General features: G+C 72.6%; 24 protein-coding genes. 12 read left to right on the top strand and 12 right to left on the bottom strand.

The features are described from left to right. The 5 genes from AC5RWQ_RS24675 to AC5RWQ_RS24655 all read right to left on the bottom strand — a co-directional run bounded on the left by AC5RWQ_RS24675 (position 1) and on the right by AC5RWQ_RS24655 (position 5,615). On the bottom strand, positions 1–1,383 hold the full coding sequence (locus tag AC5RWQ_RS24675; RefSeq protein WP_494285028.1) for a GH1 family beta-glucosidase: 1,383 nt from the start codon (positions 1,381–1,383) through the stop codon (positions 1–3). After that, positions 1,380–2,213 carry a carbohydrate ABC transporter permease gene (locus AC5RWQ_RS24670; RefSeq protein ID WP_494285027.1) on the bottom strand — a complete coding sequence of 278 codons (834 nt, stop codon included), beginning with the start codon at positions 2,211–2,213 and terminating at the stop codon, positions 1,380–1,382. The genes AC5RWQ_RS24675 and AC5RWQ_RS24670 overlap by 4 nt, the downstream gene beginning before the upstream one ends. Further along, a complete protein-coding gene (locus AC5RWQ_RS24665) occupies positions 2,213–3,199 on the bottom strand; it encodes a carbohydrate ABC transporter permease (protein ID WP_494285026.1) in 987 nt (328 codons plus the stop codon). The genes AC5RWQ_RS24670 and AC5RWQ_RS24665 overlap by 1 nt, the downstream gene beginning before the upstream one ends. A 70-nt stretch (positions 3,200–3,269) precedes the next feature. After that, on the bottom strand, positions 3,270–4,577 hold the full coding sequence (locus AC5RWQ_RS24660; protein ID WP_494285025.1) for an ABC transporter substrate-binding protein: 1,308 nt from the start codon (positions 4,575–4,577) through the stop codon (positions 3,270–3,272). Positions 4,578–4,856: 279 nt separating this feature from the next. Beyond that, a complete protein-coding gene (locus AC5RWQ_RS24655; RefSeq protein WP_494285024.1) occupies positions 4,857–5,615 on the bottom strand; it encodes a maleylpyruvate isomerase family mycothiol-dependent enzyme in 759 nt (252 codons plus the stop codon). A gap of 71 nt (positions 5,616–5,686) precedes the next feature. On the opposite strand from AC5RWQ_RS24655, the gene AC5RWQ_RS24650 reads away from it, so the two are divergent. After that, entirely contained in the window at positions 5,687–6,778 is a 1,092-nt protein-coding gene (locus AC5RWQ_RS24650) for a UDP-N-acetylmuramate dehydrogenase (protein ID WP_494285023.1), read from the top strand. On the opposite strand, the gene AC5RWQ_RS24645 is transcribed toward AC5RWQ_RS24650, so the two are convergent. Together AC5RWQ_RS24645 and AC5RWQ_RS24640 are read right to left on the bottom strand one after the other, a co-directional pair. After that, positions 6,771–7,568 carry a class I SAM-dependent methyltransferase gene (locus AC5RWQ_RS24645; RefSeq protein ID WP_494285066.1) on the bottom strand — a complete coding sequence of 266 codons (798 nt, stop codon included), beginning with the start codon at positions 7,566–7,568 and terminating at the stop codon, positions 6,771–6,773. The two genes, AC5RWQ_RS24650 and AC5RWQ_RS24645, sit on opposite strands and share 8 nt — an antisense overlap. A gap of 40 nt (positions 7,569–7,608) precedes the next feature. After that, positions 7,609–8,376, bottom strand: a complete 768-nt coding sequence (locus AC5RWQ_RS24640; RefSeq protein WP_494285022.1) for an SDR family oxidoreductase — start codon at positions 8,374–8,376, stop codon at positions 7,609–7,611. Between the two features lie 181 nt (positions 8,377–8,557). Here AC5RWQ_RS24640 and mshA point away from each other — a divergent pair, with 181 nt between their 5' ends. The 3 genes from mshA to AC5RWQ_RS24625 all read left to right on the top strand — a co-directional run bounded on the left by mshA (position 8,558) and on the right by AC5RWQ_RS24625 (position 11,560). After that, the gene (gene mshA / locus AC5RWQ_RS24635; protein WP_494285021.1) at positions 8,558–9,922 is read left to right on the top strand and encodes a D-inositol-3-phosphate glycosyltransferase; all 1,365 of its coding nucleotides are present in this window, start codon (positions 8,558–8,560) and stop codon (positions 9,920–9,922) included. A gap of 57 nt (positions 9,923–9,979) precedes the next feature. Continuing rightward, positions 9,980–10,495 carry a type III secretion system chaperone family protein gene (locus tag AC5RWQ_RS24630; protein ID WP_494285020.1) on the top strand — a complete coding sequence of 172 codons (516 nt, stop codon included), beginning with the start codon at positions 9,980–9,982 and terminating at the stop codon, positions 10,493–10,495. Positions 10,496–10,675: 180 nt separating this feature from the next. Beyond that, the gene (locus AC5RWQ_RS24625; RefSeq protein ID WP_494285065.1) at positions 10,676–11,560 is read left to right on the top strand and encodes a hypothetical protein; all 885 of its coding nucleotides are present in this window, start codon (positions 10,676–10,678) and stop codon (positions 11,558–11,560) included. A gap of 420 nt (positions 11,561–11,980) precedes the next feature. Here AC5RWQ_RS24625 and AC5RWQ_RS24620 read toward each other — a convergent pair whose 3' ends face one another. Beyond that, a complete protein-coding gene (locus tag AC5RWQ_RS24620; protein ID WP_494285064.1) occupies positions 11,981–13,225 on the bottom strand; it encodes an MFS transporter in 1,245 nt (414 codons plus the stop codon). Between the two features lie 134 nt (positions 13,226–13,359). Further along, positions 13,360–14,691 carry an MDR family MFS transporter gene (locus AC5RWQ_RS24615; protein ID WP_494285019.1) on the bottom strand — a complete coding sequence of 444 codons (1,332 nt, stop codon included), beginning with the start codon at positions 14,689–14,691 and terminating at the stop codon, positions 13,360–13,362. A gap of 152 nt (positions 14,692–14,843) precedes the next feature. Here AC5RWQ_RS24615 and AC5RWQ_RS24610 point away from each other — a divergent pair, with 152 nt between their 5' ends. Continuing rightward, positions 14,844–15,611 (top strand): phosphoglyceromutase, encoded by a 768-nt coding sequence (locus AC5RWQ_RS24610; protein WP_494285018.1) that lies wholly within the window; start codon positions 14,844–14,846, stop codon positions 15,609–15,611. Between the two features lie 49 nt (positions 15,612–15,660). On the opposite strand, the gene phoU is transcribed toward AC5RWQ_RS24610, so the two are convergent. Beyond that, the gene (phoU, locus tag AC5RWQ_RS24605) at positions 15,661–16,314 is read right to left on the bottom strand and encodes a phosphate signaling complex protein PhoU (RefSeq protein ID WP_494285017.1); all 654 of its coding nucleotides are present in this window, start codon (positions 16,312–16,314) and stop codon (positions 15,661–15,663) included. 236 nt (positions 16,315–16,550) lie between these two features. Between phoU and AC5RWQ_RS24600 the strand changes: the two genes are divergently transcribed. Beyond that, a complete protein-coding gene (locus tag AC5RWQ_RS24600; protein WP_494285063.1) occupies positions 16,551–17,822 on the top strand; it encodes a sensor histidine kinase in 1,272 nt (423 codons plus the stop codon). Between the two features lie 24 nt (positions 17,823–17,846). After that, positions 17,847–18,530: a response regulator gene (locus tag AC5RWQ_RS24595; RefSeq protein ID WP_154941669.1), complete on the top strand. Its 684-nt coding sequence runs from the start codon at positions 17,847–17,849 to the stop codon at positions 18,528–18,530. A 4-nt stretch (positions 18,531–18,534) separates the two neighbouring features. Here AC5RWQ_RS24595 and AC5RWQ_RS24590 read toward each other — a convergent pair whose 3' ends face one another. Further along, entirely contained in the window at positions 18,535–19,209 is a 675-nt protein-coding gene (locus AC5RWQ_RS24590; protein WP_494285016.1) for a response regulator, read from the bottom strand. After that, on the bottom strand, positions 19,206–20,867 hold the full coding sequence (locus AC5RWQ_RS24585; RefSeq protein ID WP_494285015.1) for a sensor histidine kinase: 1,662 nt from the start codon (positions 20,865–20,867) through the stop codon (positions 19,206–19,208). The genes AC5RWQ_RS24590 and AC5RWQ_RS24585 overlap by 4 nt, the downstream gene beginning before the upstream one ends. A gap of 99 nt (positions 20,868–20,966) precedes the next feature. On the opposite strand from AC5RWQ_RS24585, the gene AC5RWQ_RS24580 reads away from it, so the two are divergent. The 5 genes from AC5RWQ_RS24580 to AC5RWQ_RS24560 are packed head-to-tail and all read left to right on the top strand — an operon-like array spanning position 20,967 to position 25,761. Continuing rightward, entirely contained in the window at positions 20,967–21,977 is a 1,011-nt protein-coding gene (locus AC5RWQ_RS24580; RefSeq protein WP_494285014.1) for a Bug family tripartite tricarboxylate transporter substrate binding protein, read from the top strand. A gap of 5 nt (positions 21,978–21,982) precedes the next feature. Then, positions 21,983–22,684: a tripartite tricarboxylate transporter TctB family protein gene (locus AC5RWQ_RS24575; RefSeq protein ID WP_494285013.1), complete on the top strand. Its 702-nt coding sequence runs from the start codon at positions 21,983–21,985 to the stop codon at positions 22,682–22,684. Next, positions 22,685–24,187, top strand: a complete 1,503-nt coding sequence (locus AC5RWQ_RS24570) for a tripartite tricarboxylate transporter permease (RefSeq protein WP_494285012.1) — start codon at positions 22,685–22,687, stop codon at positions 24,185–24,187. Beyond that, a complete protein-coding gene (locus AC5RWQ_RS24565) occupies positions 24,184–24,576 on the top strand; it encodes a universal stress protein (RefSeq protein ID WP_494285011.1) in 393 nt (130 codons plus the stop codon). Before AC5RWQ_RS24570 ends, AC5RWQ_RS24565 begins: the two co-directional genes overlap by 4 nt. Beyond that, positions 24,577–25,761, top strand: coding sequence for an MFS transporter (locus AC5RWQ_RS24560; protein WP_494285010.1), 1,185 nt, complete (start codon positions 24,577–24,579; stop codon positions 25,759–25,761). Positions 25,762–25,765 lie beyond the last annotated feature (4 nt).

Here is a 25,765-nt window from a genome sequence, read left to right as displayed (position 1 = left end):
TCACAGCCCGTTCCGGGAGATCACCTCCTGGTACCACCGGGCACTGGACTTCGGTGTGCGCCGCTGGTTCAGGTAGTCGACGTGGACGATCCCGAACCGCTTCCGGTAGCCCTCGGCCCACTCGAAGTTGTCCAGCAACGACCATACGAGATAACCGCGCAGGTCGACCCCCCGGGCGATGGCTTCGTGCGCGGCGCGCAGGTGGCCGTCCAGGTAGGCGATCCGGTCGGTGTCCAGCACCTGGCCGGGCCCGTCCGCCTCCTCCGTGCCCGCCTTGTCCGGGAATGCCGCCCCGTTCTCGGTGATCAGCAGCGGCAGCCCCGGGTAGTCCCGGCCGATCCGCTCCAGCAGCCGGGTCAGCCCGGCCGCTTCGATCATCCAACCCATGTCGGTCAGCGGACCGGTCGGCGGGAGGAACTCCACGGTGCCCTCGGTGCCCGGGTACGCCCCGCCGCCGCCCGCCCCGTCCGGGCGGCCCGCGACGTAGGTGGGGGAGTAGAAGTTGACCCCGAGCAGGTCCAGCGGCGCCGCGATGATCTTCTCGTCGCCGTCCCGGACGAACGTCGGCTCGACCAGCCGGGCGACGTGTTCCAGCACGTCGTCCGGGTAGCCGGCGCCGGTGAGCGGGTCCAGGAAGATCCGGTTGTGCAGGCCGTCGACCAGGCGTACCGCCGCGGCGTCCGCCGCGCTGGCCGGGTCGGCGGGCTGCACGTCCGCCGGGTTGAGGGTGATCCCGACGATCTCCGCGCCGGCCGCGCGCAGCGCCCGGGCCGCCAGGCCGTGCCCCAGCAGCAGATGGTGTACGGCGCTGAACGCCGCCCCCGCGTCCTGCCGGCCGGGGGCGTGCACCCCGTTGCCGTAGCCGAGGTAGGCCGAGCACCACGGCTCGTTGAGCGTGGTCCAGGTACGGATCCGGTCGCCGAGCCGGGCGTGCACCGCGACCGCGTAGTCGGCGAAGTGCTCGGCGGTCTCCCGGTTGGTCCAGCCGCCCCGGTCCTCGAGGGTCTGCGGCAGGTCCCAGTGGTAGAGCGTGACGATCGGGTCGATGCCCCGGTCGAGAAGCGCGTCGGTGAGCCGGTCATAGAAGTCCAGGCCGCGCGGGTTGACCGGCCCGGTGCCGTCCGGCTGGATCCGCGGCCAGGCCACCGAGAACCGGTACGCCTGCAGCCCCAGCTCGGCCATCAGGGCCACGTCGTCGGCGTACCGGAAGTAGTGGTCGCAGGCCACGTCGCCGGTGTGCCCCTGGAAGACCTTTCCGGGCGTACGGCTGAAGGTGTCCCAGATCGACGGGCCGCGACCGTCGTCGCGGACCGCGCCCTCGATCTGGTACGCGGCGGTGGCCGCGCCCCAGACGAAGTTCTCGGGGAATCGCAGTTCGCTCACGCCTTGACCGCACCTTCCATGATGCCGCCGATGATCTGGCGGCCGAACACGACGAAGACCAACAACAGGGGAAGAGTGGCGATGGCCGTCCCGGTGAACACCTGGGACATGTCCTGGTAGTAGCCGTCCGACAGCGCCCGCAGGGAGAGTTGCACGGTGGGGTTCTCCGGGTCGTTGAGCACAGCGTAGGGCCAGAGGAAGTCGTTCCAGGTGGTCATGAAGGTGAGCAGGCCGAGCACCGCGGCGGCCGGGCGCAGCGCGGGCAGCACCACGTTCCAGTAGATCCGGGCGGTGTTGCAGCCGTCCATCCGGGCCGCCTCGATCAGCTCGGTGCTGACCGCCTGGCCGGCGTACTGGCGCATCATGAACACCCCGAACCCGGTCACCAGCGCGGGGACGATCACCGCCGGCAGCTGGTCGTTCCAGTTCAGCTTGGTCATCAGCATGTAGAGCGGGATGACCCCGAGCTGGGTCGGCACCATCATCGTCGCGATGATCACCATGAGCAGCGCGTTGCGTCCCCGGAACCGCAGCTTGGCGAAGGCGAACCCGGCCAGGGTGGAGAAGAAGACCACCGACACGGTGACGGTGACCGCCACGATCGCCGAGTTGATCAGACCGGTGAGGAAGTACGCGTCGGTGTTGGCGAAGAGCCGGGCGATGTTGGCGCCGAGGTTCCCGCCGGGGGTGACCGGCGGGGGCACCTGCCCCATCGCGTCGCTGGACCGGCTGGCCACCACGAACATCCAGTAGATCGGGAAGATCGACAGGAAGGCGGTGAGGGTCAGGGCCAGGTAGGTGAGCCGTCCGGCGGACCAGATCCGGGTCATCAGTCCTCTTCCTTCCGGGTGCCGCCGCCGAGCCGGCGGAGGACCAGCACGTTGATCGCCGCGACCACCGCGATGAGCGCGAAGAGCAGCCAGGCGACGGCGGAGCCGTAGCCGAAGTTGTAGTTCGGCGCGAAGGCGTTCTCGAACATGTACATGGTCACCGTCTGTGACTCACGCAGCGGTCCGCCGCGGATCGCGTTGGTGCCGGAGTTGAAGAGCCGGGGCTCGGTGAAGAGTTGCAGCCCGCCGATGGTGGAGATGATGACCGCGAAGATGATCGTCGGCTTGAGCAGCGGCACGGTGATCGACCAGAACTGCCTCGATCGACCCGCACCGTCGATCGAGGCCGACTCGTACAGGTCCCGCGGGATGGCCTGCATGGCGGCCAGGAAGATCAGCGCGTTGTAACCGGTCCACCGCCAGTCGACCATGGTGGAGATGGCCACCCAGGCGGCGAAGCGGTTCGACTTCCAGTCGATGGCGTCGATCACGACGTGGTCGAGCAGCCAGTTGATCATGCCGAACTCGCGGCCGAAGAGCACCGCGAACACGATCGCCACGGCGGCGGTCGAGGTCACGTTCGGGACCAGCACCGCCATCCGCCAGGTGGTCCGCGCCCGCAGCTGCCGGTTGAGCAGGTTGGCCAGCCAGAGGGCGGCGAGCAGCTGGGGGACGGTGGAGATGACGAAGATGCCGAGCGTGTTGACGACCGCGTGCCAGAAGTCGGGGTCGGTCATCAGCTGGGTGTAGTTCTGCGCGCCGATGAACGTGGGGCTGGTGCCGAGCAGGTCCCACTCGTGCAGCGAGACCCAGAACGTGTACGCCAGGGGGTAGAGCCCGAAGACCGCGAAGAGCAGGAAGAACGGTGCGATGTAGAGGTAGGGCGAGTACTTCGTGTCGAACCGGGCGAGCCGGTTGGCCCGGGACGAGCGGGCGTGGCGCGGTGCCGGTGCGACCGGCGGCCGGGCGTCGAGCTGGACGGCCATGCCGTGAACTCCTTTTCCGCCGTGCGGGCGGAACCCCGTCCTCGGGGCCCGCCCGCACGTCTGGCTCGGACTACTTGGCGGCGGCCTTCTTGGCGTTGTTCACCGCGTCGGTCCAGCCCTGTTCGGGGCTGCGCTGCCCCAGCTCGACCGTGCGGACGGCGTTCTCCACCTCGGTGCGGACGGCCTGGTTCTTCGGGCCCATGTAGACCGGCTTCAGGTTCTTCGCGCCGGTGGCGAAGATCTTGCCGACGGGGGCGCCGGAGAAGTACGCGTTGGTGGAGCCGACGATCGCCGGGTCGTCCAGCGCCTGCGGGGAGGAGGGCAGCGGGCCCTTCTCCTGGAAGGCCCCGATCTGACCCTTCGCGCTGGTCAGGAACTTGGCCAGCTCGATCGCCTCGGCCTGGTGCTTGCTCTGCTTCGGCACCGCCAGGTACGACCCGCCCCAGTTGCCGCCGTTGCCGGGCACCTGGGCGATGTCCCACTTGCCCTTGGCGGCCGGGCCGGCGTTGCCCTCGATGACGCCGGTCATCCAGGCCGGGCAGGCGATCGTGGCGAACTTGGCCTGCTTGAAGGCCGAGACCCACTCCTCGGACCAGGCCCCGTACTTGCCGGAGAGGCCGGAGTCGATGATGTCGACGGTGGTGTCGTACGCCTGCTTCACTGCCGGGTTGCTGTCGACCACCAGGTTGTTGCTGGTGTCGTAGTAGCTGTAGCCGGAGGTGTTGCCGGCGGTCTGGAGCAGAATGGTGTTGAAGGTGTTGGTGGCGGCGTCCAGGAACGACGCCCCGGTGTTCTTCGCCTTGAACTGCTCACCGACCTTCACGTAGTCCTGCCAGGTCGGCCAGAGCTTGGAGACGGCCTCCCGGTCGGTGGGCAGGCCGGCCTTGGCGAAGAGGTCCTTGCGGTAGCAGATCGCCATGCCGCCGACGTCGGTGCCGAGGCCGATGAGCTGCTTGCCGTCGGCGGTCATGCCGCCGTTCCACTTCCACTCCAGGAAGTTGCCCTTGAGGTCGGCGGCGCCGTGGTCGAGCAGGTTGACGAAGTTCTGCGGGTTGGCCTTGTACTCGACCAGCAGCCCCTCCTCGATGGCGACCACGTCGCCGGCGCCCTTCCCGGCGGCGAGCCACTGGGTGAGCTTCGGGGAGTACTCGTCGAGGTTGCCGCCGGTGCCCCGCTCGACGATCTTCACGCCGGGGTGGGCGGCCATGTACTCCTGGTAGAGCTTCTCGTAGCCGAACTGGCCGAACACGTCGACGGTCAGCGTGATCGGTCCGCCGTCGGCGGCCTCGTCGTCGCCGCCGCAGGCGGCAGTGGTGAGCAGCATGGTGGTGGCCACGAGGGCCATCGCCGCCAGGCGGCGGCGGGGAAGAACACCCATCTGTGTCGGACCCCTCTCAGGTCGTCGGTGGTGGGGCGGGTTGGGTCTGCGTGGGATGGATCTGCGTGGGAAGAAGCGGCTCCCCGGACCGTCGACCGGGTCCGGTCCGCCGGTACTGAGAGCGCTCTCACGACAGGGTGGTGGGTCGCCGAATTTCTGTCAAGAGAGCGCTCTCTCACCAATCGGGAACCGCCCGTTCCGCCTCGTCGAGGTGCGGACACGCAAAAGAGCGGCCGTCCCCGTCAGGGACAGCCGCTCCTCCTCGGCCGCGGGCGGGGATCAGCCGGTGCGCAGCCCCGCCAGCAGCGAGCGGTCGCCGGCCACGCCGAGGCTGTCGAAGCTGACCCGGCCCCAGAGCGCCAGCAGCAGGTCGCTGGCCGTGCCGGTGACCTGCGCCCGGGCATGGTGGTCGTCGTGGCCGAAGACGGTGGCCGTGTCGAGCAGGGCCACCCCCTCGCCGCGCAGCCGCAGGTACCAGTCCTGGGCGGCGTCCGTGGCGGTCAGCTGCACCACCCCGTGCCACTGGCCCGGCGTGCGCCGCCGGCCGGCCGGCAGCCAGGTGTCGAGCACCTCGCTCACCCCGTCCGCGGCGAGCTTGGGCTCGATCGGCTCACCGGCGGCGATGGCGAGCTGGGCGTCCCAGCGGTGCACCGCCGTCTCGTGCGCCATCCGGCGCGGCCAGAACCCCGCCTTCTTCGGCTGCGGCGCCCAGTTCCACGCCGGCGCCTCCGGGTCCAGGGCGTCGAAGCAGGCCATCAGCTGGTCGTACCCGTGCTGCCAGAGCTGGAGCGGACTCACCCCGGCAGGGAGGCCGGCGGCGTCACGGCGGGCGGGCTGGGTGATGTCGCCGGAGCTGACGAACGAGTGCACCCAGTGGTAGATGCCGGCGAGGTGCAGGGTCAGGTCGGCGACGGTCCAGCCCGGACACGAGAGGACCGGTGTCTCCGGCGGAGCGTCGGCGACCGCGGCGGCGAATGCCGGCCCGTCGGCCCGCAGCGCCCCGATCCAGAAGTCCTTCGTGCCGTGCAGTCTGCTCATCGCAAATCCTCCCGGGGGTGACCGGGCCACCAGTGGGTGCCGCGGCTACCCCTCAGCCTAGGGTGAAAGGCGTGTCAGACGTCTACGCCAAACCGACAACCGACGCCGGACCGGCCGGTTCCGCCGCCCTCGCGCGGTACACCACACTCCGGCTCGGCGGTGCCGCCGCCCGGCTCGAGACCGCCACCAACGCCGACGAAATGGTACAGAAGGTGCGGGAGGCGCAGCGGCGCGACGAGCCGGTCCTCGTCCTGGCGGGCGGCAGCAACGTGGTCGTGGGCGACGAGGGCTTCCCCGGCACGGTCGTGCTGGTCCGGTCCCGGGGGCTGCGGGTGGTCGCCGAGGACGCCACCACCGTCACGGTACGGGTCGAGGCCGGCGAGCCCTGGGACGACCTGGTCGCCGCCACCGTCGCCAACGGCTGGTCGGGCCTGGAGTGCCTCTCCGGGATCCCCGGCTCGGCCGGCGCCACCCCGATCCAGAACGTCGGGGCGTACGGCCAGGAGGTCGCCGAGATCATCACCGGCGTCCAGGTCTACGACCGCACCGACGGCAGCGTCGGCCGGATCGACGCCGCGGACTGCGGCTTCGCATACCGGTCCAGCATCTTCAAGTACAGCGACCGCTGGGTGGTGCTCTCGGTCGACTTCCGGCTGGAACGCTCGCCGCTCTCCGGGCCGGTCCGCTACGCCGAACTCGCCCGGGCGCTCGGCGTCGAGGTGGGGGACCGGGTGCAGCTGGCCGACGCCCGGGCGACCGTGCTGAAGCTGCGCGCCGGCAAGGGCATGGTGCTTGACGCCGAGGACCCGGACACCTGGTCGGTGGGCTCGTTCTTCACCAACCCGGTGCTGGAACGGTCGGCGTACGAGCTGCTGCGCGAGCGCGCCGGCGACCTCGGCGAGCCGCCGAACTGGCCGGGCGCCGGCGACGTGGTGAAGGTCAGCGCGGCCTGGCTGATCGACAAGGCCGGCTTCGCCAAGGGCCACCCGGGCCCCGAGGGCGTGGCCATCTCGTCCAAGCACACCCTCGCCCTGACCAACCGCTCCGGTACGGCGAGCACCGCCGCCCTGGTCGCCCTTGCGCGCGAGATCCGCGACGGCGTCCACGACCGCTTCGGCGTCACCCTCCACCCCGAACCCGTCCTGATCAACTGCGTCATCTGACCCCGGGGTCGGCGGGGGCGACGGCGGGCCAGGGGATCGTCAGGTGGCCCTGGCGCCAGTGGCGGGGGCGGTGCTCGATGGGCCAGCCCGAGGCGCGGACGGTGCGGACGGTCTCCACCCACCGGTGTCGGGGGCCGAACGGGGCGTAGCCGGCGGTGGCCTGCCAGGCGTCGTCGAGAGCGCGGATCAGGTCGTGCACCCGCTCGCCGGGGACGTTGCGGTGGATCAGCGCCTTGGGCAGGCGCTCGGCCAGCTGGGCCGGACTCGTCAGGGTGGTCAGCCGGGCGGCCAGGGTGAGCGTGCGCGGCCCCTCGGCGTCGACCAGCAGCCAGCCACCCAGCCGGCCCAGCTCGTCGCAGGTCCCCTCGACCAGCACCCCGCCGGGAGCGAGCCGGCCGGTGATCGCCCGCCAGGCGTCGGCCACCTCGGTCTCGTCGTACTGGCGCAGCACGTTGAACGCCCGGACCAGGGCGGGACGCAGCCCGGCCAGCTCGAAGCCGCCCCGGGCGAAGGTCAGCCCCGGCGGGTCGGCGGCGGGCTGGGCGGCGGCGACGCGTACCGGATCGATCTCCAGCCCGACCACCCGCACGTCGGCGCGGACCCCGGCGGCCAACCGGGCGCGCAGCTCCACGGCGGTGACCGGGGTCGCGCCGTACCCGAGGTCGACCGCCAGCGGGTCGGCCGCCGCGCGGAGCCGGTCGCCGCAGGTCTCGACGATCCAGTTGTCGACCCGCCGCAGCCGGTTCGGGTTGGTCGTCCCCCGGGTGACCACCCCCAACGGCTTCACCAGCCCGGCCTCCACCCGGCACCGCCGGGCCCGCGGGGCGGGCTCACTGCCCGACCCGGTGCACCTTGTGCTGGGCGGCCTGCGCCAGCGGGCGGACCACCAGCCGGTCCACGTTGACGTGCTGCGGGCGGGTCGCGCACCAGGCGACGCAGTCGGCGACGTCCTCGGCGACCAGCGGCTCGGGCACCCCCGCGTAGGTGGCGGCGGCCTTGTCCGCGTCGCCGTCGAACCGGACCAGGCCGAACTCGTCGGTCCGCACCATGCCGGGGTCGATCTCGATCACCCGGACCGGCCGACCGCAGAGTTCCAGCCGGAGCGTCCCGGCCATCGCGGTCTGCGCGTGCTTCGCCGCGGTGTAGCCCCCGCCGCCCTCGTAGACGGTGAAACCGGCGGTGGAGGAGACGATCACGATGGTGCCGGCGCCCGAGGCCTCCAGCGCCGGCAGTAGCGCCTTGGTGACCCGGAGGGTGCCCAGGACGTTCACGTCGTACATCCACTGCCAGTCGGCTACCGACCCGGCTTCGACCGGGTCCAGCCCCCGCGCGCCGCCGGCGTTGTTGACCAGCAGGGTGACCGGCCCGGGCGCCTGCGCCGCTGCGGACGCCAGCCCGGCCACCGACTCGTCGGAGGTGACGTCGCAGGTCACCGCGGTGGCGGTCCCACCGGCCGCCTCGATCTCGGCGACCAGGCCGGCCAGCCGGTCGGCCCGGCGGGCGGCGGCCAGCACGTGGAAACCCTCGGCGGCCAGCCGACGCGCGGTCGCCGCGCCGATCCCGCTGGACGCCCCGGTGACGATTGCGACAGAGGTCATCCGGCAATTGTGACCCCCGCCCCGGCGAACCGCGCCGAGGGGCGGGCGATGAGGTCCGTCACGCCGAAGCCCCGCAGGAAAGCATTTCCGAACCCCGATGGGGAAGATGACATCCGGCGTGGAGGTTGACCGAGAAGCGCCGGTAGTGCGGACGGCAACAACCGTGACAGAGGGAGCGGACGTGGCGGAATTGCACACCGGCGTCGGGCGGCAGCGTGGTGCGCGACCGTGGCCCCGGCCCCGGCGGATCGCGACCCTCTCCGTGCACACCTCGCCGCTGCATCAGCCGGGCACCGGGGACGCGGGCGGCATGAACGTCTACATCCTGGAGGTCGCCCGGCGGCTGGCCGAGGCCGACGTCGAGGTGGAGATCTTCACCCGGGCCACCTCCGGTGACCTGCCCCCGGTGGTGGAGATGGCCCCCGGCGTGCACGTCCGGCACATCACCTCCGGCCCGCTCGAAGGGTTGACCAAGGAGGAGCTCCCCGGTCAGCTCTGCGCCTTCACCGCTGGCGTGCTGCGCGCCGAGGCGGCCCGCCCGCCGGGCCACTACGACCTGATCCACTCGCACTACTGGCTCTCCGGGCAGGTGGGCTGGCTGGCCAAGGAGCGCTGGGGGGTGCCGCTGGTGCACACCGCGCACACCCTGGCCAAGGTGAAGAACGCGCAGCTCGCCGCCGGTGACCGGCCGGAGCCCAAGGCCCGGGTGATCGGCGAGGAGCAGGTGGTCGCCGAGGCCGACCGGCTGGTGGCCAACACCCGGGTGGAGGCGCACGACCTGATCGGCCGCTACGACGCCGACCCGGCCCGGGTCACCGTGGTCGAGCCGGGCGTCGACCTGGACCGGTTCCGCCCCGCCGCCGGGGACCGGGCGGCGGCGGCGCTCGCCGCCCGCCGCCGGCTGGGGCTGCCCACCCAGGGGTACGTGGTGGCCTTCGTCGGTCGCATCCAGCCGCTCAAGGCCCCGGACGTGCTGATCCGGGCGATCGCCGCGCTGCGCGAGCGCGACCCTGCCCTCGCCGCCGAGCTGACCGTGGTGATCTGCGGCGGCCCCAGCGGGAGCGGGCTGGACCGGCCCACCGCGCTGATCGAGCTGGCCGGCTCGCTCGGCGTCTCCGACCGGGTGCACTTCCTGCCGCCGCGCACCGGCGACGACCTGCCCGCCCTGTACCAGGCCGCCGACCTGGTCGCGGTGCCGTCGTACAACGAGTCGTTCGGGCTGGTCGCCCTGGAGGCCCAGGCCTGCGGTACGCCGGTGGTGGCGGCGGCCGTCGGCGGCCTGGTCACCGCGGTTCGCGACCAGGTCAGCGGGGTGCTCGTGGACGGCCACGACCCGGTCGACTGGGCCCGTACCCTCGGTGCCCTGCTGCCGGCTCGGCGGCGTCGCGACGAGCTGTCCCGGGGTGCGGCCCGACACGCCCGCCACTTCTCCTGGGAGCGCACCGTCTCGGGGCTGCTCGCGGTCTACGGGGAGGCGATCGCCGAGCACCGGGGCCGGTTGGCGACCCAGCTCGCCGGTGACCCGGCGATGTCCTGCTCCTGGTGACCCGGGCCACCTTTCGTCGTCCGGTGGCCGTCGGCGTACGCCCGTAGAGTGGGTGCGATGAGCGCGAAGAGCGACCTGGCCGCCCTGATCGAGTCCGTCTGCACCGAGCGGGAGCTGGACTGGGAGTCGACCGGTGACGGCTCCTACGCGGTCACCCTGCCCGGCACGCACAAGCTCAAGACGGTCTGCAACCTGATCGTCGGCGAGCACGCGCTGCGGGTCGAGGCGTTCGTGATGCGCCAGCCCGACGAGCGGCGCGAGGAGCTCTGGGCCTGGCTGCTCCAGCGCAACGCCCGGATGTACGGTGTCGCGTTCTCCATCGACGCGGTCGGCGACGTCTACCTCACCGGCCGGGTCAACCTGGCGGGCGTCGATGCCGACGAGCTGGACCGGCTGCTCGGCGCGGTGCTCACCTACTCCGACGAGTCCTTCGACACCATGCTGGAGATCGGCTTCGGCAGTTCGATCCGGCGGGAATGGGAGTGGCGGGTCAAGCGCGGCGAGTCCACCGCCAACCTCGCCGCCTTCGCTCACCTCTTTGAACCGTCCGCCGGAGGTTCGGACCGGTCCTGACGGGTATGCCGCACCGCTGCGGTGCGGCAGTTTGGGACCCGCCGCAGGCCGAGACGGACTGTCGAGGAGCGTGTCATGGCTCAGCGGAGCAGCTCAGGTCGCGGCGCAACTGCGACCAGGACCAAGCAGGGCAACCAGACCCCGAACACCCCGGGCATCTCCGAGTCGGAGATCTCCCGGATGAAGGTGGACGACATCCGTGGGCAGCTGCGCCGGCGGGGTGTCTCCGGTATCTCCGCGCTTCGCAAGCCGGAGCTGGTGAAGACGCTGGCGCGGACGATGCGCGCGGAGGGCCGCGGCGGCGCGGCGCGGCGCAGCACCGGGCCGGCCGGGCGGGCCGCCGCCACGAAGAAGAGCACGGCCGCCAAGGCCGGTGCCCGGAAGGCCGCCACCGCGCGGGCGAAGGCCGCCCCCGCGCCCGCGCGCAAGGCGGCCCCGTCCCGCGCGAAGGCGGCCCCGTCCCGCGCCAAGGCGGCCCCGTCCCGCGCGAAGGCGGCCCCGTCCAAGGCCGCGCCGTCCCGGGCGAAGGCCGCGCCGTCCCGGGCGAAGGCGGCACCGGCCCGGGCCAAGGCGGCGCCCACCAAGGCGTCCCGCGCCAAGGCGGCGCCGAGCCGGGCGAAGACCGCGCCGGCGAAGGCGTCCAGGGCCGGGGCCGGCCCGACGTCCCGGATCACGGCCGCACCCGCCGCCACCGGCGCGCGGACCGGCCGGACGACCGCCCGTTCGGTACGGTCGTCGCAGCTGATCACCTCGCCTGCGGACCGGCCCGAGCGCCCCGGGCGCAGCCTGGTCACCACCAACCACGAGGTGATCCAGAACTGGGCCGCGGCCCGCGGCGCGAAGCCGGCCACCATCGCCGGTACCGAGCGCGAGGGCCGGCCGGGCGTGCTGACCTTCGACCTCCCCGGTTACCGGGAGAGCAGCCGGATCCGGGCGGTCAGCTGGGACGACTGGTTCCGGACATTCGACTCACGCGGGCTGAACCTGATCTACCAGGAGCAGCTGCGCGACGGCCGGCAGAGCAACTTCTTCCGTACGGAGTCCCCAGATCGGGAGGACGCCTGAGGGTTTACGGGAATGCCTGCCGGGTAGCCGCGTGTTGGCACCACCGAGGCCCGGAGCAGGGACGCTGGACTTTCCGGACAGCCGCGTTGTGACCGGCGAGACAGAGGATCCGGGTTGAATCCGGAATCCGGGCGAACTAACTTTATTGCACCGCGCCGCGCTCGGAAACGTTCGGGGGAGCGGCGGATCGATCAGATCCGTGCACCGAGCGAGGCGCACGAAACGGGTGGAACACGCCGTTGGGGGACGGTGCCACCCGTGGAACCGGCGGCGCGAGCGGGCGACGCTTACGGGGGTGAGTGTCGCCCGCCGCCGCCGGGCAAGCGGTGCGAGCGCCCACCACGACCACGGTCGGGGTGGGCGCTTCGCCGTTTCCCCGGCGTCCCGCCTGGCCCGGTGGCCGGTCTCAGCTGTGGCCGCTCAGCCCGCCGGCGCGGGTTCCGGTTTCCGCTTCCGCTCGGTTGCGCGCAGGGCGGCCACCCGGCGTTCGCGGGGTGGGCCGGCCAGCAGGTGACCGACCGCGGCGAACAACCCCAGGCCGCAGACGACCAGCCAGTGCCCGCTGCCCAGGTGCTGCAGGCTCACCCCGCCGAGCGTCGGCGCGACGAAGGACGCCGCGGGGAAGGTCAGGTAGAAGACGGACTGGTAGCGGGCCCGCAGCTCGGGCGGGGCCAGGTCGGCGTTGATCTGCGCGTTCGGCGGCGCGGCCAGCATCGAGCCGACCGTCCAGACCACCGCGGCGGCCAGGTAGACCCAGAGCTGGTCGGCGAGGGCCAGCGCACCGAGGCCCACCGCGAGCAGGCCGGTGGAGGCCGCCAGGACCCGGTCCTTGCGGTGCCGGTCGATCAACCGGGGTACGAAGAGTTGCCCCAGCACGATCAGCGCCCCGCCCAGCGCCACCACCACCCCGTACGCGGACGGACCGAGACCGTCCGCCCGCATCGCCAGCGGCATGATCGTCGAGGTCTGCATGGTGAGCACGGCCAGCACGAAGGTGAGCCCGACGAAGACCAGGAAGGTCCGGTCGGTCAGTGCCGTGGCGAGCCCGGCCGGTCGCCGTGCCGGCACGGGCGCGGCCCGACGCGCGGGCAGGGTCTCCGGAACCTTGACGGCGATCAGGGCGGCGGCGGTGAGCGTGGCGGCGGCGTCGACCAGGAAGAGCGCGACGAAGCTCGCCTCGGCCAGCAGGCCGGCCAGCAGCGAGGCCACCGCCATGCCCAGGTTGAACGCCCAGAACTGGAGGTTGAACGCCCGGGACCGACGCGGCGCGGGGACCACGTCGACGATCGCCGCGACGAAGGCCGGACTCGGCATCGAGTGCGCCACCCCGACCAGCGCGGCGAGCACGGCGACCAGCGCGAGATCTCGGCTGAGGGCCAGCGCGACCATCAGCGCGGCCGCGCCCAGGTGTGCCGCGAGCAGGGTGGCGCGCCGTCCCCAACGGTCCGCCAGCACCCCGCCGAGCAGCACCCCGACCGCCCCGCCCGCCCCGTACGCCCCGACCACCGCGCCGGCGAGCGCCACGGAGGCGCCGCGCTCGGCGGTGAGGTAGAGCGACAGGAAGAGCACGGCGAACGCGCCCGCCCGGTTGATCAGGAGCCCGGCCCAGAGGTACCAGAAGGTGGCGGGAAGCCCGCCGGCCGTCTCCCGCCACCAGCGCCGCACCACTCGTACCCGCCCCTCCAGGAAGGTTTGTTAACTGCTCCTTCCGGACCCTAGGGAGTGGGGCCCTGTCGCGCCAGCGTGTTCAAGCTCACCGGCCGGGCCCCGGTAGCGGGCGGGCGGCTCTCGGCGCGTACTCAGGCGGGGGTGCGGGCCGGGACGGGCTCGGCCGGCGCGGTCGCAGCGGCCTCGGCCACCGCGGGCGCCGGGGGCTGGACGACGGCGGCCGGCGTGACCGGCTCGCTGGGCACCCGGAGCTGGGCGGCCCGCCGCTCCCGCGCCGGTCCGGAGACCAGGTGGGCCACCGCCATCAGGCCGCCGATCGCGGCGCAGGCCAGCCAGAGCGTGGCGTTGCCGCGCTGCTCGCGGACCAGGCCGCCGAGGACCGGGCCGACCGCGGCGGCGACCTGCCAGGAGAGCGAGAAGACACCCTGGTAGCGGCCGCGCAGCGCGGCGGGGGAGAGCTCGGCGATCAGGGTGGAGTTGGAGGGCGAGTTGAGCATCTCGCCGAGCGTCCAGATCAGCACGGTGAGGCCGTAGAACCAGGCGGCGTCGGCGAACGCGGTGAGGCCGAAGCCGACGCCCATCACGACCGACGCCAGCGCCAGCACGTGCGACCGGCTCCGGCCCCGGATCAGCCGGGGTACGAAGAGCTGGCCGACCACGATCAGCACGCCGTTGAGCGCGATCACCGAGCCGTAGGTGGCCGGACTCAGCCCGGAGTCGCCCATCGCGATCGGCAGCATCGAGATGTGCTGGAGGAAGACCAGCGCGCCGAACAGGTTGAGCACCACGAAGCCCAGGTAGACCCGGTCGGTGAGGATGGTCCGCAGCACGCCGCGCGGGGCCCCGGCGCCCTGCTGGGCGGTGGGCGCGGCGGCCGTCCGGGTCTCCCGGACCCGGGTGAAGATGATCAGCGCGGTGATCACCGTGGTGGCCGCGTCGACCACGAAGAGCAGCAGGTAGCCGGCCTGGGCGGCGAACCCGGCGAGCACCGCGGCGCAGGCGAAGCCCAGGTTGATCGCCCAGTAGTTCAGCGAGAAGGCACGCAGCCGGTCCTTCTCCGGCACCACGTCGATCATCATCGCGCCGAACGCGGGCCGCGCCGCCTCGGCGAACAAGCCCAGCAGCAACGCCCCCGCGGCCACCGTCGGCAGTTCCCGGGCGAAGCCGAGCGCCAGCATCATGGTGGCCGCGCCGAGGTGCGCGGTGAGCAGGGTGGGCCGGCGTCCCCAGCGGTCGGCGAGGGTGCCGCCGATCGTGGTGCCGACCGCGCCGCCGACGCCCCAGAGGCCGAGCACCAGGCCCGCCTGGGAGGCGGAGAAGCCGCGCTCCCGGGTCAGGTAGATGGCGAGGAAGACCAGGACGAACGAGCCGAGCCGGTTGATCAGGGTGCCGGTCCAGAGGTACCAGAAGGTCCTCGGTAGCCCGCCCGTGGTGTCCCGGAACCAACCCCGCATCGTCCGCACTCCGGCGCCCCCGCTCCCCGTAATGACCGCATCGGTCCAAGCGCCTTACAACCTAGTGCCGCCCCGGAGCGCGGGTCATCGGTTTTTCCACGTGGTGGTCGTCACGACCACTGCCCGCGTGTCCTCCGGCGACGTGCGGCAGGATGATCCGTATGACTGCGAGCGAGGGGCCCACCGTCGGGACGCTGGTCCTGTTGCGGCACGGCGAGAGCGACTGGAACGCGAAGAACCTCTTCACCGGCTGGGTCGACGTCGACCTGACCGCCAAGGGTGAGGCGGAGGCGCGCCGCGGCGGCGAGCTGATGCGCGAGCACAGCCTGCTGCCCGACGTGGTGCACACCAGCGTGATGCGCCGGGCGATCCGCACCGCCGAGCTTTCGTTGAACGCCGCCGACCGGCACTGGATCGCGGTGCGCCGGTCGTGGCGGCTCAACGAGCGGCACTACGGCGCCCTGCAGGGCAAGAACAAGAAGCAGACCCTGGAGGAGTACGGCGAGGAGCAGTTCATGCTCTGGCGCCGGTCGTACGACACCCCGCCGCCGCCGATCGCCGACGACGACGAGTTCTCGCAGGTCGGCGACGCGCGCTACGCGCTGCTGCCGACCGAGCTGATGCCGCGCACCGAGTGCCTCAAGGACGTCGTCGAGCGGATGCTGCCCTACTGGTACGACTCGATCGTGCCCGACATCCTGGCCGGCCGGACGGTGCTGGTGGCCGCGCACGGCAACTCGCTGCGCGCCCTGGTCAAGCACCTCGACCAGATCTCCGACGAGGCGATCGCCAAGCTGAACATCCCCACCGGGATCCCGCTGCGCTACGACCTCGACCCGCAGCTGCGCCCGCAGATCCTCGGCGGGACGTACCTCGACCCGGACGCCGCCAAGGCCGCCGCCGCCGCGGTGGCCAACCAGGGCCGCTGACCGGCACGACGAAGGCCCCGGGATCCCCGGGGCCTTCGTCATGCCCGGCTCAGTTCGGCGAGGCCGTCGTCTCCCCCGTGATCAGGTAGACCACGTGCTCGCCGGCGTTCACCGCGTGGTCGGCGAACCGCTCGTAGAAGCGGCCGAGCAGGGTGGCGTCGATCGCGGTCTCCACCCCGTACGGCCAGTCCTCGCCGAGGAGTACCCCGAAGAGACTCTTGTGCAGGTCGTCCATGGTGTCGTCGTCGCGGTCGAGCTCGGCGGCGAGGTCGGCGTCGGGCTTCGCCAGCACCTGGCCGATCTTCTCGGCCATCCGGTCGGCGATCGCCGCCATGTCGGTGAAGACCGGCCGCAGCTCGGCCGGCACGGCCGGGGACGGGTGCCGGCGCAACGCCGTCTTCGCCACGTGGTCGGCGAGGTCGCCCATCCGCTCCAGATCGGCGGCGACGTGCAGCGCGGTGATCATCGCGCGCAGGTCGGAGGCGACCGGCGCCTGGCGAGCCAGCAGGTCGCAGACCCGCTCCTCGACGTGCCGGTAGAGGTCGTCGATCTCGGCGTCCCGCGCGATCACGGCCTCGGACGCCTCACGGTCGGCGGTGAGCAGGCCGCGGGTGGCCTGGCGCATCGCGGCGCGCACCCCCTCCGCCATGTCCACCAGCAGCTGGCTGACAATCTGCAGGTCGGCCCGGAACTCGTCGCGCATCGTCACTTCCTGGGGTCGGTGGCCACCGGGGGGCCGGATGGCCGGTCCCGAGGGCACGTGTGGGCAGGTGCGCGACCAACCGTAGGCGCAGCGTGCGGACCGGGGATGAACCCGGGTGAACGACGCGGGGCCCGGACGTGAACATTGCCGTAAGTGAGAGTGGTTCGTCCCGTTCTGTGCGGTCGCCAGGTTAACAATGACCCTACGATCGCCGGGTGGAGTGGGCGGTGGCGATCGTGGTGGCCGTGGCGCTGGTGACCGGACTGGTCACCGGCCTGCTGCTGCCCCGGTTCGCCGGATCGCGGTGGCGCCGGAGGGCGTCCCCGGGGAGTGACGGCTCCCGCACGAGCATGGGGAGGCTCGCGATTCCCGACGACCAGCAGGGCGGGCCCCCCGGGCTCGGCCGCAAGACGATCGACTCGCTGCGCGCCGGCGTGGTGGTCCTGGACCCGGACGACGTCCCGGTCCTGGTCAACCCGGCCGCCCGCGCGATGGGTCTGCTCCGCACCGGCGCCACCCCGGGCTCGATCGCCGCGCACCCGCTTATCCGTACCCTCGCCGGCCAGGTCCGGCGCACGGGGGTGCGTCGCGAGATCGAGCTGGACCTGCCCCGTGGTCGCGACAACGCCGGGGAGAACCCACTCGGCGTGCACCTGCGGGCGATGGGGCTCGGCGCCGGATTCATCTCCGTCGAGGCGGCCGACGTCACCGAGTCGCACCGGCTGGCCCGGGTCCGCCGCGACTTCGTGGCCAACGTCAGCCACGAGCTGAAAACCCCGATCGGCGCGCTGCAACTGCTCGCCGAGGCCCTGCTGGACGCCACCGAGCCGGCCGGCGAGGGCGCACCCGACCTCTCCGAGGACCTGGTCGCCGCCCGCCGCTTCGCCGAGCGGATCCAGCACGAGTCGACCCGGCTGGGGCGGCTGGTGCAGGAGTTGCTGGAGCTGACCCGGCTCCAGGGCGCCGAGCCGCAGCCGGCCCCCGAACCGGTCGCGGTGGACTGGGTGATCGCCGAGGTGCTGGACCGGACCAGGACGACCGCCGCCGCCCAGCGGATCCAGGTGGTCACCGAGGGGCAGAAGGGGCTGACGGTCTACGGCAGCGACAGCCAGCTCGCCACGGCCGTGGCCAACCTGGTGGAGAACGCCGTCAACTACTCCGGGGAGGGCACCACCGTCCGGGTCACCACCCGGGCCGACGACGAGCACGTGGAGATCTCCGTCACCGACCAGGGCATCGGGATCGCCCCCACCGACGTCGACCGGATCTTCGAACGGTTCTACCGGGCCGACCAGGCCCGCTCCCGCGCCACCGGTGGCACCGGCCTCGGCCTGGCCATCGTCAAACACATCGCCAGCAACCATGGCGGACGGGTGGAGGTGGCGAGCACTCTGGGAGGGGGCTCGACGTTCACCCTCCGGCTACCCGCCCGCCCCCCGGAGGACCTGGAGACGATACTGCCGTCCGCTGGTATCGAGGCCGGCCCGGCCGAGCTCCGGCAGGTCTGACCGCGTAAGGAAAGGAAACACCCCTTGAGCCGCGTTCTGGTGGTCGAGGACGAGGAGTCGTTCTCCGACGCCTTGTCCTACATGCTCCGCAAGGAGGGCTTCGAGGTGTCCGTCGCCGCGACGGGCCCCTCCGCCCTCACCGAGTTCGACCGGACCGGCGCGGACATCGTGCTGCTCGACCTGATGCTCCCGGAGATGTCCGGGACGGAGGTCTGCCGGCAGCTGCGGCAGCGGTCGCACGTCCCGATCATCATGGTCACCGCCCGGGACAGCGAGATCGACAAGGTGGTCGGCCTGGAGATCGGGGCCGACGACTACGTCACCAAGCCGTACTCGCCCCGGGAGCTGGTGGCCCGGATCCGCGCGGTGCTGCGCCGGCAGAGCCCCGAGGTCACCGAGTCGGGCGCCCCGACCCTCGCCGCCGGCCCGGTCCGGATGGACATCGAGCGGCACGTGGTGACCGTCGACGGCGCCGCGGTGCAGCTCCCGCTCAAGGAGTTCGAGCTGCTCGAACTGCTGCTGCGCAACGCCGGCCGGGTGCTCACCCGGGGCCAGTTGATCGACCGGGTCTGGGGCGCCGACTACGTCGGTGACACCAAGACGCTGGACGTGCACGTCAAGCGGCTGCGCTCCAAGGTCGAGCCGGAGCCGTCCGCGCCCCGGTTCATCGTCACCGTGCGTGGGCTGGGCTACAAGTTCGAGCCGTAGGCCGTCAGCCCACCCAGCTGTACCGACGCTCCGGGCGGCCCGCCGAGCCGTACCGGAGGGCGACCTCGGCGCGCCCGCTGTCGGCGAAGTGCTCCAGGTAGCGGCGGGCGCTGACCCGGGAGATGCCGACCCGGTTGGCGCACTCGGCCGCCGAGAGCGTCCCGGTGTGCTCCCGCAGGGCGCGTTCCACCAGCTCGGCGGTCTCCGCGCTGAGCCCACGGGGCAGCGCCGAGGTGGCGATGTGCGCTGCGCTGCGGTACAGCACCCGGTCCACGTCGGCCTGGTCGGCCACGGTGGTGGCACGCGGCGCGTTGCGGCGGGCGGCGTACTGCTCCAGCCGGGTGCGCAGCTCGTCGAAGCCGAACGGCTTGAGCAGGTAGTTGACCGCGCCGTAGCGGACCGCGCGGCGGACCGCTTCCGCCTCCCGGGCCGCGCTGATCACCAGCACGTCGCAGTCGTGCCGGGCGGCCCGCAGCCGGGCCACCACGTCCAGGCCGAACATGTCCGGCAGGTAGAGGTCGAGCAGCACCAGGTCGGGGCGGAGTTCGTCGACCGCGGCGATGGCCTGCTCGCCGGTGCTGGCCGTGCCGACCACCCGGAAACCGTCGATCCGCTCCACGAAGCCCCGGTGGATCCGGGCCACCATGAAGTCGTCGTCGACCACCAGTACGTCGATCACCGGACCCCCTCCAGGGTGCCGGCCACCGACATCCGGGCCGTGAACATCGCGCCCTCCTCGGTGTTCGTCACCGCCACCTCGCCGCCGCGACGGTGACAGACCAGCCGGGTGAGTGCCAACCCGATGCCCCGCTCGCCGCCCCGGGCCGCCTTCGTGGTGAAGCCGTGGGTGAAGACCTCCTTGGCCAGCTCCGGTGCGATTCCCGGACCGCAGTCGCGGACCACGATCTCCACCGACGAGGCGTCCCGGCGCAGCTCCACCTCCACCCAGGCGGGGGGCTCCGGGTCACCGCCGGTCGCGCCCTCCCGGCCGGCGGCCACCGCCTCCACCGCGTTGTCGACCAGATTGCCCAGTACTGTCGCCACGTCCGCCGCGACCTCCGGCGCCAGCCGGTCCAGGCCGGTCCGCTCGGAGATCCGCAGCTCCACCCGGCGCTCCGCGGCCAACGCGGACTTCGCCATCAGCAGCGCCGCCACCGCCGTGTCGTGGATCCGGCTGGTCACGGTGAGGTCCAGCGACGCCCGGTGCCGGCTGAGCGCGTCGACGTAGCGGACCACCTCGTCGTGCTCGCCGATCTGGATCAGCCCGGAGATGGTGTGCAGCTGGTTGGCGAACTCGTGGGTCTGCGCCCGGAGCAGCTCGGTGGTGCTGCGGAACGAGCCGATCTCCTGCTCCAGCCGGGCCAGCTCGGTACGGTCCCGCAGGGTGGTCACCGAGCCGAGCCGGCGGCCGTCCTTGGCGACCGTCATCCGGTTCATCACCAGCACCCGACCGCCCCGGACCACCACCTCGTCGCGGGCCTCCGGGCCGTTGCCGACGCCGGCCAGCACGTCCCGCAGCCGACCGGAGATCCCCAGGGCGGTGAGGCTGCGGCCGAGGCAGTCCTCGGGCAGGTCGAGCAGCCGGCGGCCGACCGCGTTGACCAGGGTGACCCGCTGCTGCGGGTCGAGCGCGATCACCCCCTCGGCGATGCCGTGCAGCAGCGCCTCCCGGTGCTCGGCCAGGCCGGCGATCTCCCGCGGCTCCAGGCCCAGGGTCTGCCGCTTGATCCGCCGGGCCAGCAGCCACGACCCGGCCACCCCGAGCAGGCTGGCGATGCCCAGGTAGGTGAAGAGGTACGACGAGGCGCCGACCAGCCGCTCCGACCAGGGCGGCGCGGCCTCGCCGATCATCACCACCCCGAGGTGCTTGCCGACGTTCTTCTTCACGAGGCCGTCGCTGCCGATCACCGGTACCTGGGCCACCAGCTCCGGCGAGTCGCCGACCGCCAGCTCGCCGAACCAGCTCCCGCCCTGGGCCACCTCCGGCTCCCCGAGCGGGAGCGGGCCGCCGACCAGGGTTGGGTCGGTGGAGCTGACCACCCGGCCCCGGGCGTCGGCCACGGTCACCGAGGTCACCCCGGACTGGGTCAGCGCGGTCTGCACCAGCGGGGCGACCAGCTCCGCCGGCGCCGGCTCGTCGAGCCGGTCGCGCAGCAGCGGGTTCACGGCGAGCTGTTCGCCGAGAGCGGCCACCCGCCGCCCTTCGACCCGGTTGAAGGTCGCCTCGGACTGGGCCAGCGAGACGGCGGCCACCGCCACCAGCACGACCACGATGATCGCGAGCTGGAGTACGAGCAACTGCCCGGCCAACGTGCGGCGGGGCGTGACCGCGACCACAAAGACCTCAATTTCCGCTGGTGACAGAAGGCAGACAGGGGGTCCGCCCGGGGGTCATCATCTTGCCGCCGGACTCCTTCGAAATGGAAGAGAAACATGATGGCAACTCGGAGAAAACTGCTGGTCGTGGGGGTCGCCGCCGCCACGGCGCTGGCGCTGGGCGCGTGCGGCGCCACCGCCGACAAGAACGAGGGCTCGTCCGGCGGCGGTGACGGCAAGCCGGCCACCGGGCTGCGGCTGATGGTGCCGAACACCCCCGGCGGCGGGTACGACACCACCGCGCGCACCGCGGCCAAGGTGATGGAGGACGCCAAGATCGCCACCGGGGTGCAGGTCTTCAACCTGCCAGGCGCGGGCGGCACGGTCGGCCTCCAGCGCACCGTCAACGAGAAGGGCAACGGCAAGCTCGCCATGCAGATGGGGCTGGGCGTGGTCGGTGCCTCGTACACCTCCAAGTCCAAGGCGACGCTGACCCAGACCACCCCGCTGGCCAAGCTGATCGAGGAGGCCGGCGCCATCGTGGTGCCGAAGGACTCCCCGTACAAGACGATCCAGGACCTGGTCACCGCCTGGAAGGCCAACCCGAAGGGGTTCGCGGTCGGTGGCGGCTCCTCGCCGGGCGGCCCCGACCACCTGCTGCCGATGCAGCTCGCCAAGACCGTCGGCATCGACCCGCGCCAGGTCAACTTCGTCTCGTACGACGGCGGCGGCGAGCTGCTGCCGGCCGTGCTCGGTGGCAAGGTGGCCTTCGGCGCCAGCGGCTTCGGCGAGTTCCTCGACCAGGTCGAGGCCGGCCAGATCCGGGTCCTCGCGGTGACCAGCGAGGCGCCGATCGACGCGCTCAAGGACGTGCCGACGCTCAAGTCCGCCGGCATCGACCTGGTCTTCACCAACTGGCGGGGCATCGTCGCGCCGCCCGGTATCAGCGACGCCGACAAGAAGGTCTGGATCGACGCGCTGACGAAGATGCACGAGTCGGACGAGTGGAAGGCCGAGCTGACCAAGCGCGGCTGGACCGACGCCTTCATCACCGGCGACGAGTTCGGCACCTTCCTCACCGAGCAGGACAAGGCAGTGGCCGACGTGCTCAAGCAGCTCGGGTTGGCATGAGCGGCATGACCACCCGACCGGACCGGGGCGGCGACCCGCCGCCCCGGTCGGCGACCGGCGCCGGGTCGGGCGTTACCCCGGTGCCGGCCCAGCCGGCCGGCCCGGAGGAGACCACCCCGGTCGGCGAGTCCACGGCGGCGGGCGCGGAGCGTACTCCCGCGGCGCCGGCACCGGCGTCGGCCGGGACGGGCCCGGCCACGCCGGCCGACCCGGAGCCGGCGCGTCGGCCGGACCGCGCCCAGTACGGGGTCTGCGCGTTCCTCGCCCTGGTCGGCGGGTTGGTCATCGCCGACGCCACCCGGATCGGACACGCGGTGAGCAGCGCCGACCCGATCGGCCCGAAGCCGGTGCCGATCCTGCTCGGGGTGCTGCTGCTCATCGTCGCGGCGATCTACGCGGTGGACGTGGCCCGCGGTGGCACCGGTGAGCCGGAGGCCGGCGAGGACGTCGACCTGAGCAGCCCGATCGACTGGCGGACCGTGCTGCTGCTGATCGGCGCGTTCCTGGTCAACGCGGTGCTGATCGACCGGCTCGGCTGGGTGATCAGCGGGACGCTGCTCTTCTGGGGCTCGGCCTACGCGCTGGGCAACCGCCACTACGTCCGGAACCTGCTGATCGCCGTCGCGCTGTCGCTGATCACGTTCTACGCCTTCGCCATCGGGCTCGGGGTCAACCTGCCCGCCGGCGTGCTGCAAGGGATCCTGTAGATGGACAACCTCGGCAATCTGCTCGACGGGTTCGCCAACGTGCTGACCCCGATGAACCTGCTGTTCGCGCTGCTCGGCGTGACGATCGGCACCGCCGTCGGCGTGCTGCCCGGCATCGGGCCGGCGATGACGGTGGCGCTGCTGCTGCCGGTCACCTACGGGATGGAGCCGATCCAGGCGCTGATCATGTTCGCCGGCATCTTCTACGGCGGCATGTACGGCGGCTCGACCACCTCGATCCTGCTCAACACCCCAGGCGAGTCCTCCTCTGTGGTGACCGCGATCGAGGGCAACAAGATGGCGAAGGCCGGCCGGGCCGCGCAGGCGCTGGCCACCGCCGCCATCGGCTCGTTCGTCGCCGGCACCATCGCGACCCTACTGCTGGTGGTGGTCGCCCCGCCGGTGGTGCGGTTCGCGATCAGCCTCGGCGCGCCCGACTTCTTCGCGCTGATGCTGCTCGCGTTCGTGGCGGTCACCGCGGTGCTCGGCGCGTCCCGGGTGCGCGGCTTCGCCTCGCTGCTGCTCGGCCTGATCATCGGCGTGGTCGGGATCGACCAGACCGGTCAGCAGCGGCTCACCCTCGGCATCCCGCAGCTCGCCGACGGCATCGACATCGTCGTGGTGGCGGTCGGCATCTTCGCCGTCGGCGAGGCGCTCTGGATCGCCGCCCACCTGCGCCGCCGGGCCGCCGAGGTGATCCCGGTGGGCCAGCCGTGGATGGGGAAGGAGGACTGGAAGCGGTCCTGGAAGCCGTGGCTGCGCGGTACCGCGTTCGGCTTCCCGTTCGGCGCGGTGCCGGCCGGTGGGGCGGAGATCCCGACCTTCCTGTCGTACGTCACCGAGAAGAAGCTGTCGAAGCACCCGGAGGAGTTCGGCCGGGGCGCGATCGAGGGTGTCGCCGGGCCGGAGGCGGCCAACAACGCCTCGGCCGCCGGCACGCTGGTGCCGCTGCTCGCCCTCGGCCTGCCCACCAACGCCACCGCAGCGGTGATGCTGGCCGCCCTCCAGCAGTGGGGATTCCAGCCCGGTCCGCTGTTCTTCGAGCGGGAGTCCGCGCTGGTCTGGACGCTGATCGCCAGCCTCTTCATCGGCAACCTGCTGCTGCTGGTGCTCAACCTGCCACTCGCCCCGGCCTGGGCGCGCCTGCTGCGGATCCCCCGCCCGTACCTCTACGCCGGCATCCTCTTCTTCGCCTCGATGGGCGCGTACGCGGTCAACGCCTCGCCGTTCGACCTGTTCCTGCTGCTGACCCTCGGCCTGCTCGGCTTCGGCATGCGGCGCTTCGGGCTGCCGATCCTGCCGCTGATCGTGGGCGTCATCCTCGGCCCGCGAGCCGAGCTGCAGGGCCGCCGGGCGCTGCAGCTCTCCGGCGGCGAGCTGCACGGCCTGATCGGCGGCTGGGTGTCCTGGCTGATGTACGCGATCGTGCTGATGGTGGTGCTCTGGCCGGTGATCGGCCGGTTCGTCGTGAGACCGATTCGTGAAAGGCGGGTAGCCGCATGACCATCCTCGTCGGATACGTGCCCTCTCCGCTCGGCGAGGCGGCCCTGCACGCCGCCATCGAGCAGGCGAGGTTCCGCGACGAGCCGGTGCTGGTGGTGAACACCTCGCGCGGTGACGCGTACGTCGACCCGCGGCTGGCCCAGGAGGGCGACCTGGAACGGGTGGTCCGCGAGCTGGCCGCCGACGGGGTGCCGCACACCGTCCGGCAACTCGTCCGGGGCAGGGACGCGGCTGAGGAGATCGTCGAGATCGTCGAGGCGGAGAACGTGTCCCTGGTGGTGATCGGGATTCGACACCGTACCCCGGTGGGCAAGCTGATCATGGGATCGACCGCGCAGGAGATCCTGCTCCGGGTGCCCTGCCCGGTGCTCGCGGTGAAGGCCGACTGAGTGCCGCCCGGGGACTCGGGGATCCCCGGGCGGGCCCAGGTCGGTCTGCTACTCACGCACACCGTCGTGGTGCAGGCGGTCACCTTCATGCTCCGCCCCGCGTCGACCTACCGGGCGCTCGACCTGGACGTGCCGGCGGCCTGGCTGGGCGTGCTCGGGGCAAGCTTCGCCGTGGTTCCGCTGGTGCTCGCGGTGCCCTCTGGCCACGCCGTCGACCGGTTCGGCGAGCGCCGGATCGTGCTGGCCGGTTCGGGCCTGCTCGCCGTGGCCGCCGCCTGCTTCCTGCTGCTCGCCGACTCGGTCGTCGGGCTGGTCGTCGCCAGCATGGTGCTCGGCACCGGTCACCTCTGCGCGGTGGTCGGCCAGCAGGCCCTGGTAGCCAACCGCACCCCGGCGGACCGCTACGACGCGGCGTTCGGCTACTACACCTTCGCCGCCTCGCTCGGCCAGGCGCTGGGCCCCGGGCTGATCGTGGCCTTCGGCGGCGACCGGACGATCCCGGACACCGGCGCGATCTTCCTCGGCGCCGCCGCGCTCACCGTGCCGCTGCTGGCCGCCGCCGCCTTCCTCCGCCCGTCGCCCCACCACCGGCAGCCCGCCGGCTCGACCGCCGGGGGAGTGGCCGGCCTGCTCCGCCAACCCGGACTGGTCCGCGCCCTCGCGGTCAGTTGCGTCGTCCTCGCGGCGGTCGACATCACCCTGGTCTACCTGCCCGCACTCGGTGCGGAGCGGGGCATCGCGGCCGGCTCGGTCGGCCTCCTGCTGGGTCTGCGGGCGGTCGCCTCGATGGCCTCGCGGCTGCTGCTCGGCCGGCTGGTCGCCGCCGTCGGCCGTCGGGCGGTGCTGATCGGCACCGTCGCGCTCTCCGCCGCCGGCCTCGGGCTGCTGCTGCCGCCCCTGCCGCTCTGGGCGATGGCCGTGGTGGTCACGGTCGCCGGGTGGGGCCTGGGCGCCGGCCAGCCGTTGACCATGTCGTTCCTGGCCGAGACGGCCCCGCCGGGGCTGCGCGGCCGGGCGATGTCCCTGCGGCTCACCGGCAATCGGCTCGGCCAGGTGGTGATCCCGAGCGCGGCCGGCGCGCTCGCCGCCGGCGCCGGGGCGGCCGGCGTGCTCGCCTGCACCGCCGCCGGACTGGCCGGCGCGGCCGTCGCCGCGACCGGCCTGCACCAGACACCATCCGACTGAGAGA

It is taken from the genome of Micromonospora sp. BS32, from assembly GCF_059089345.1.
The sequence above is the reverse complement of the archived record's forward strand: the minus strand, read 5'-3'. Positions and strand labels throughout refer to the sequence as shown.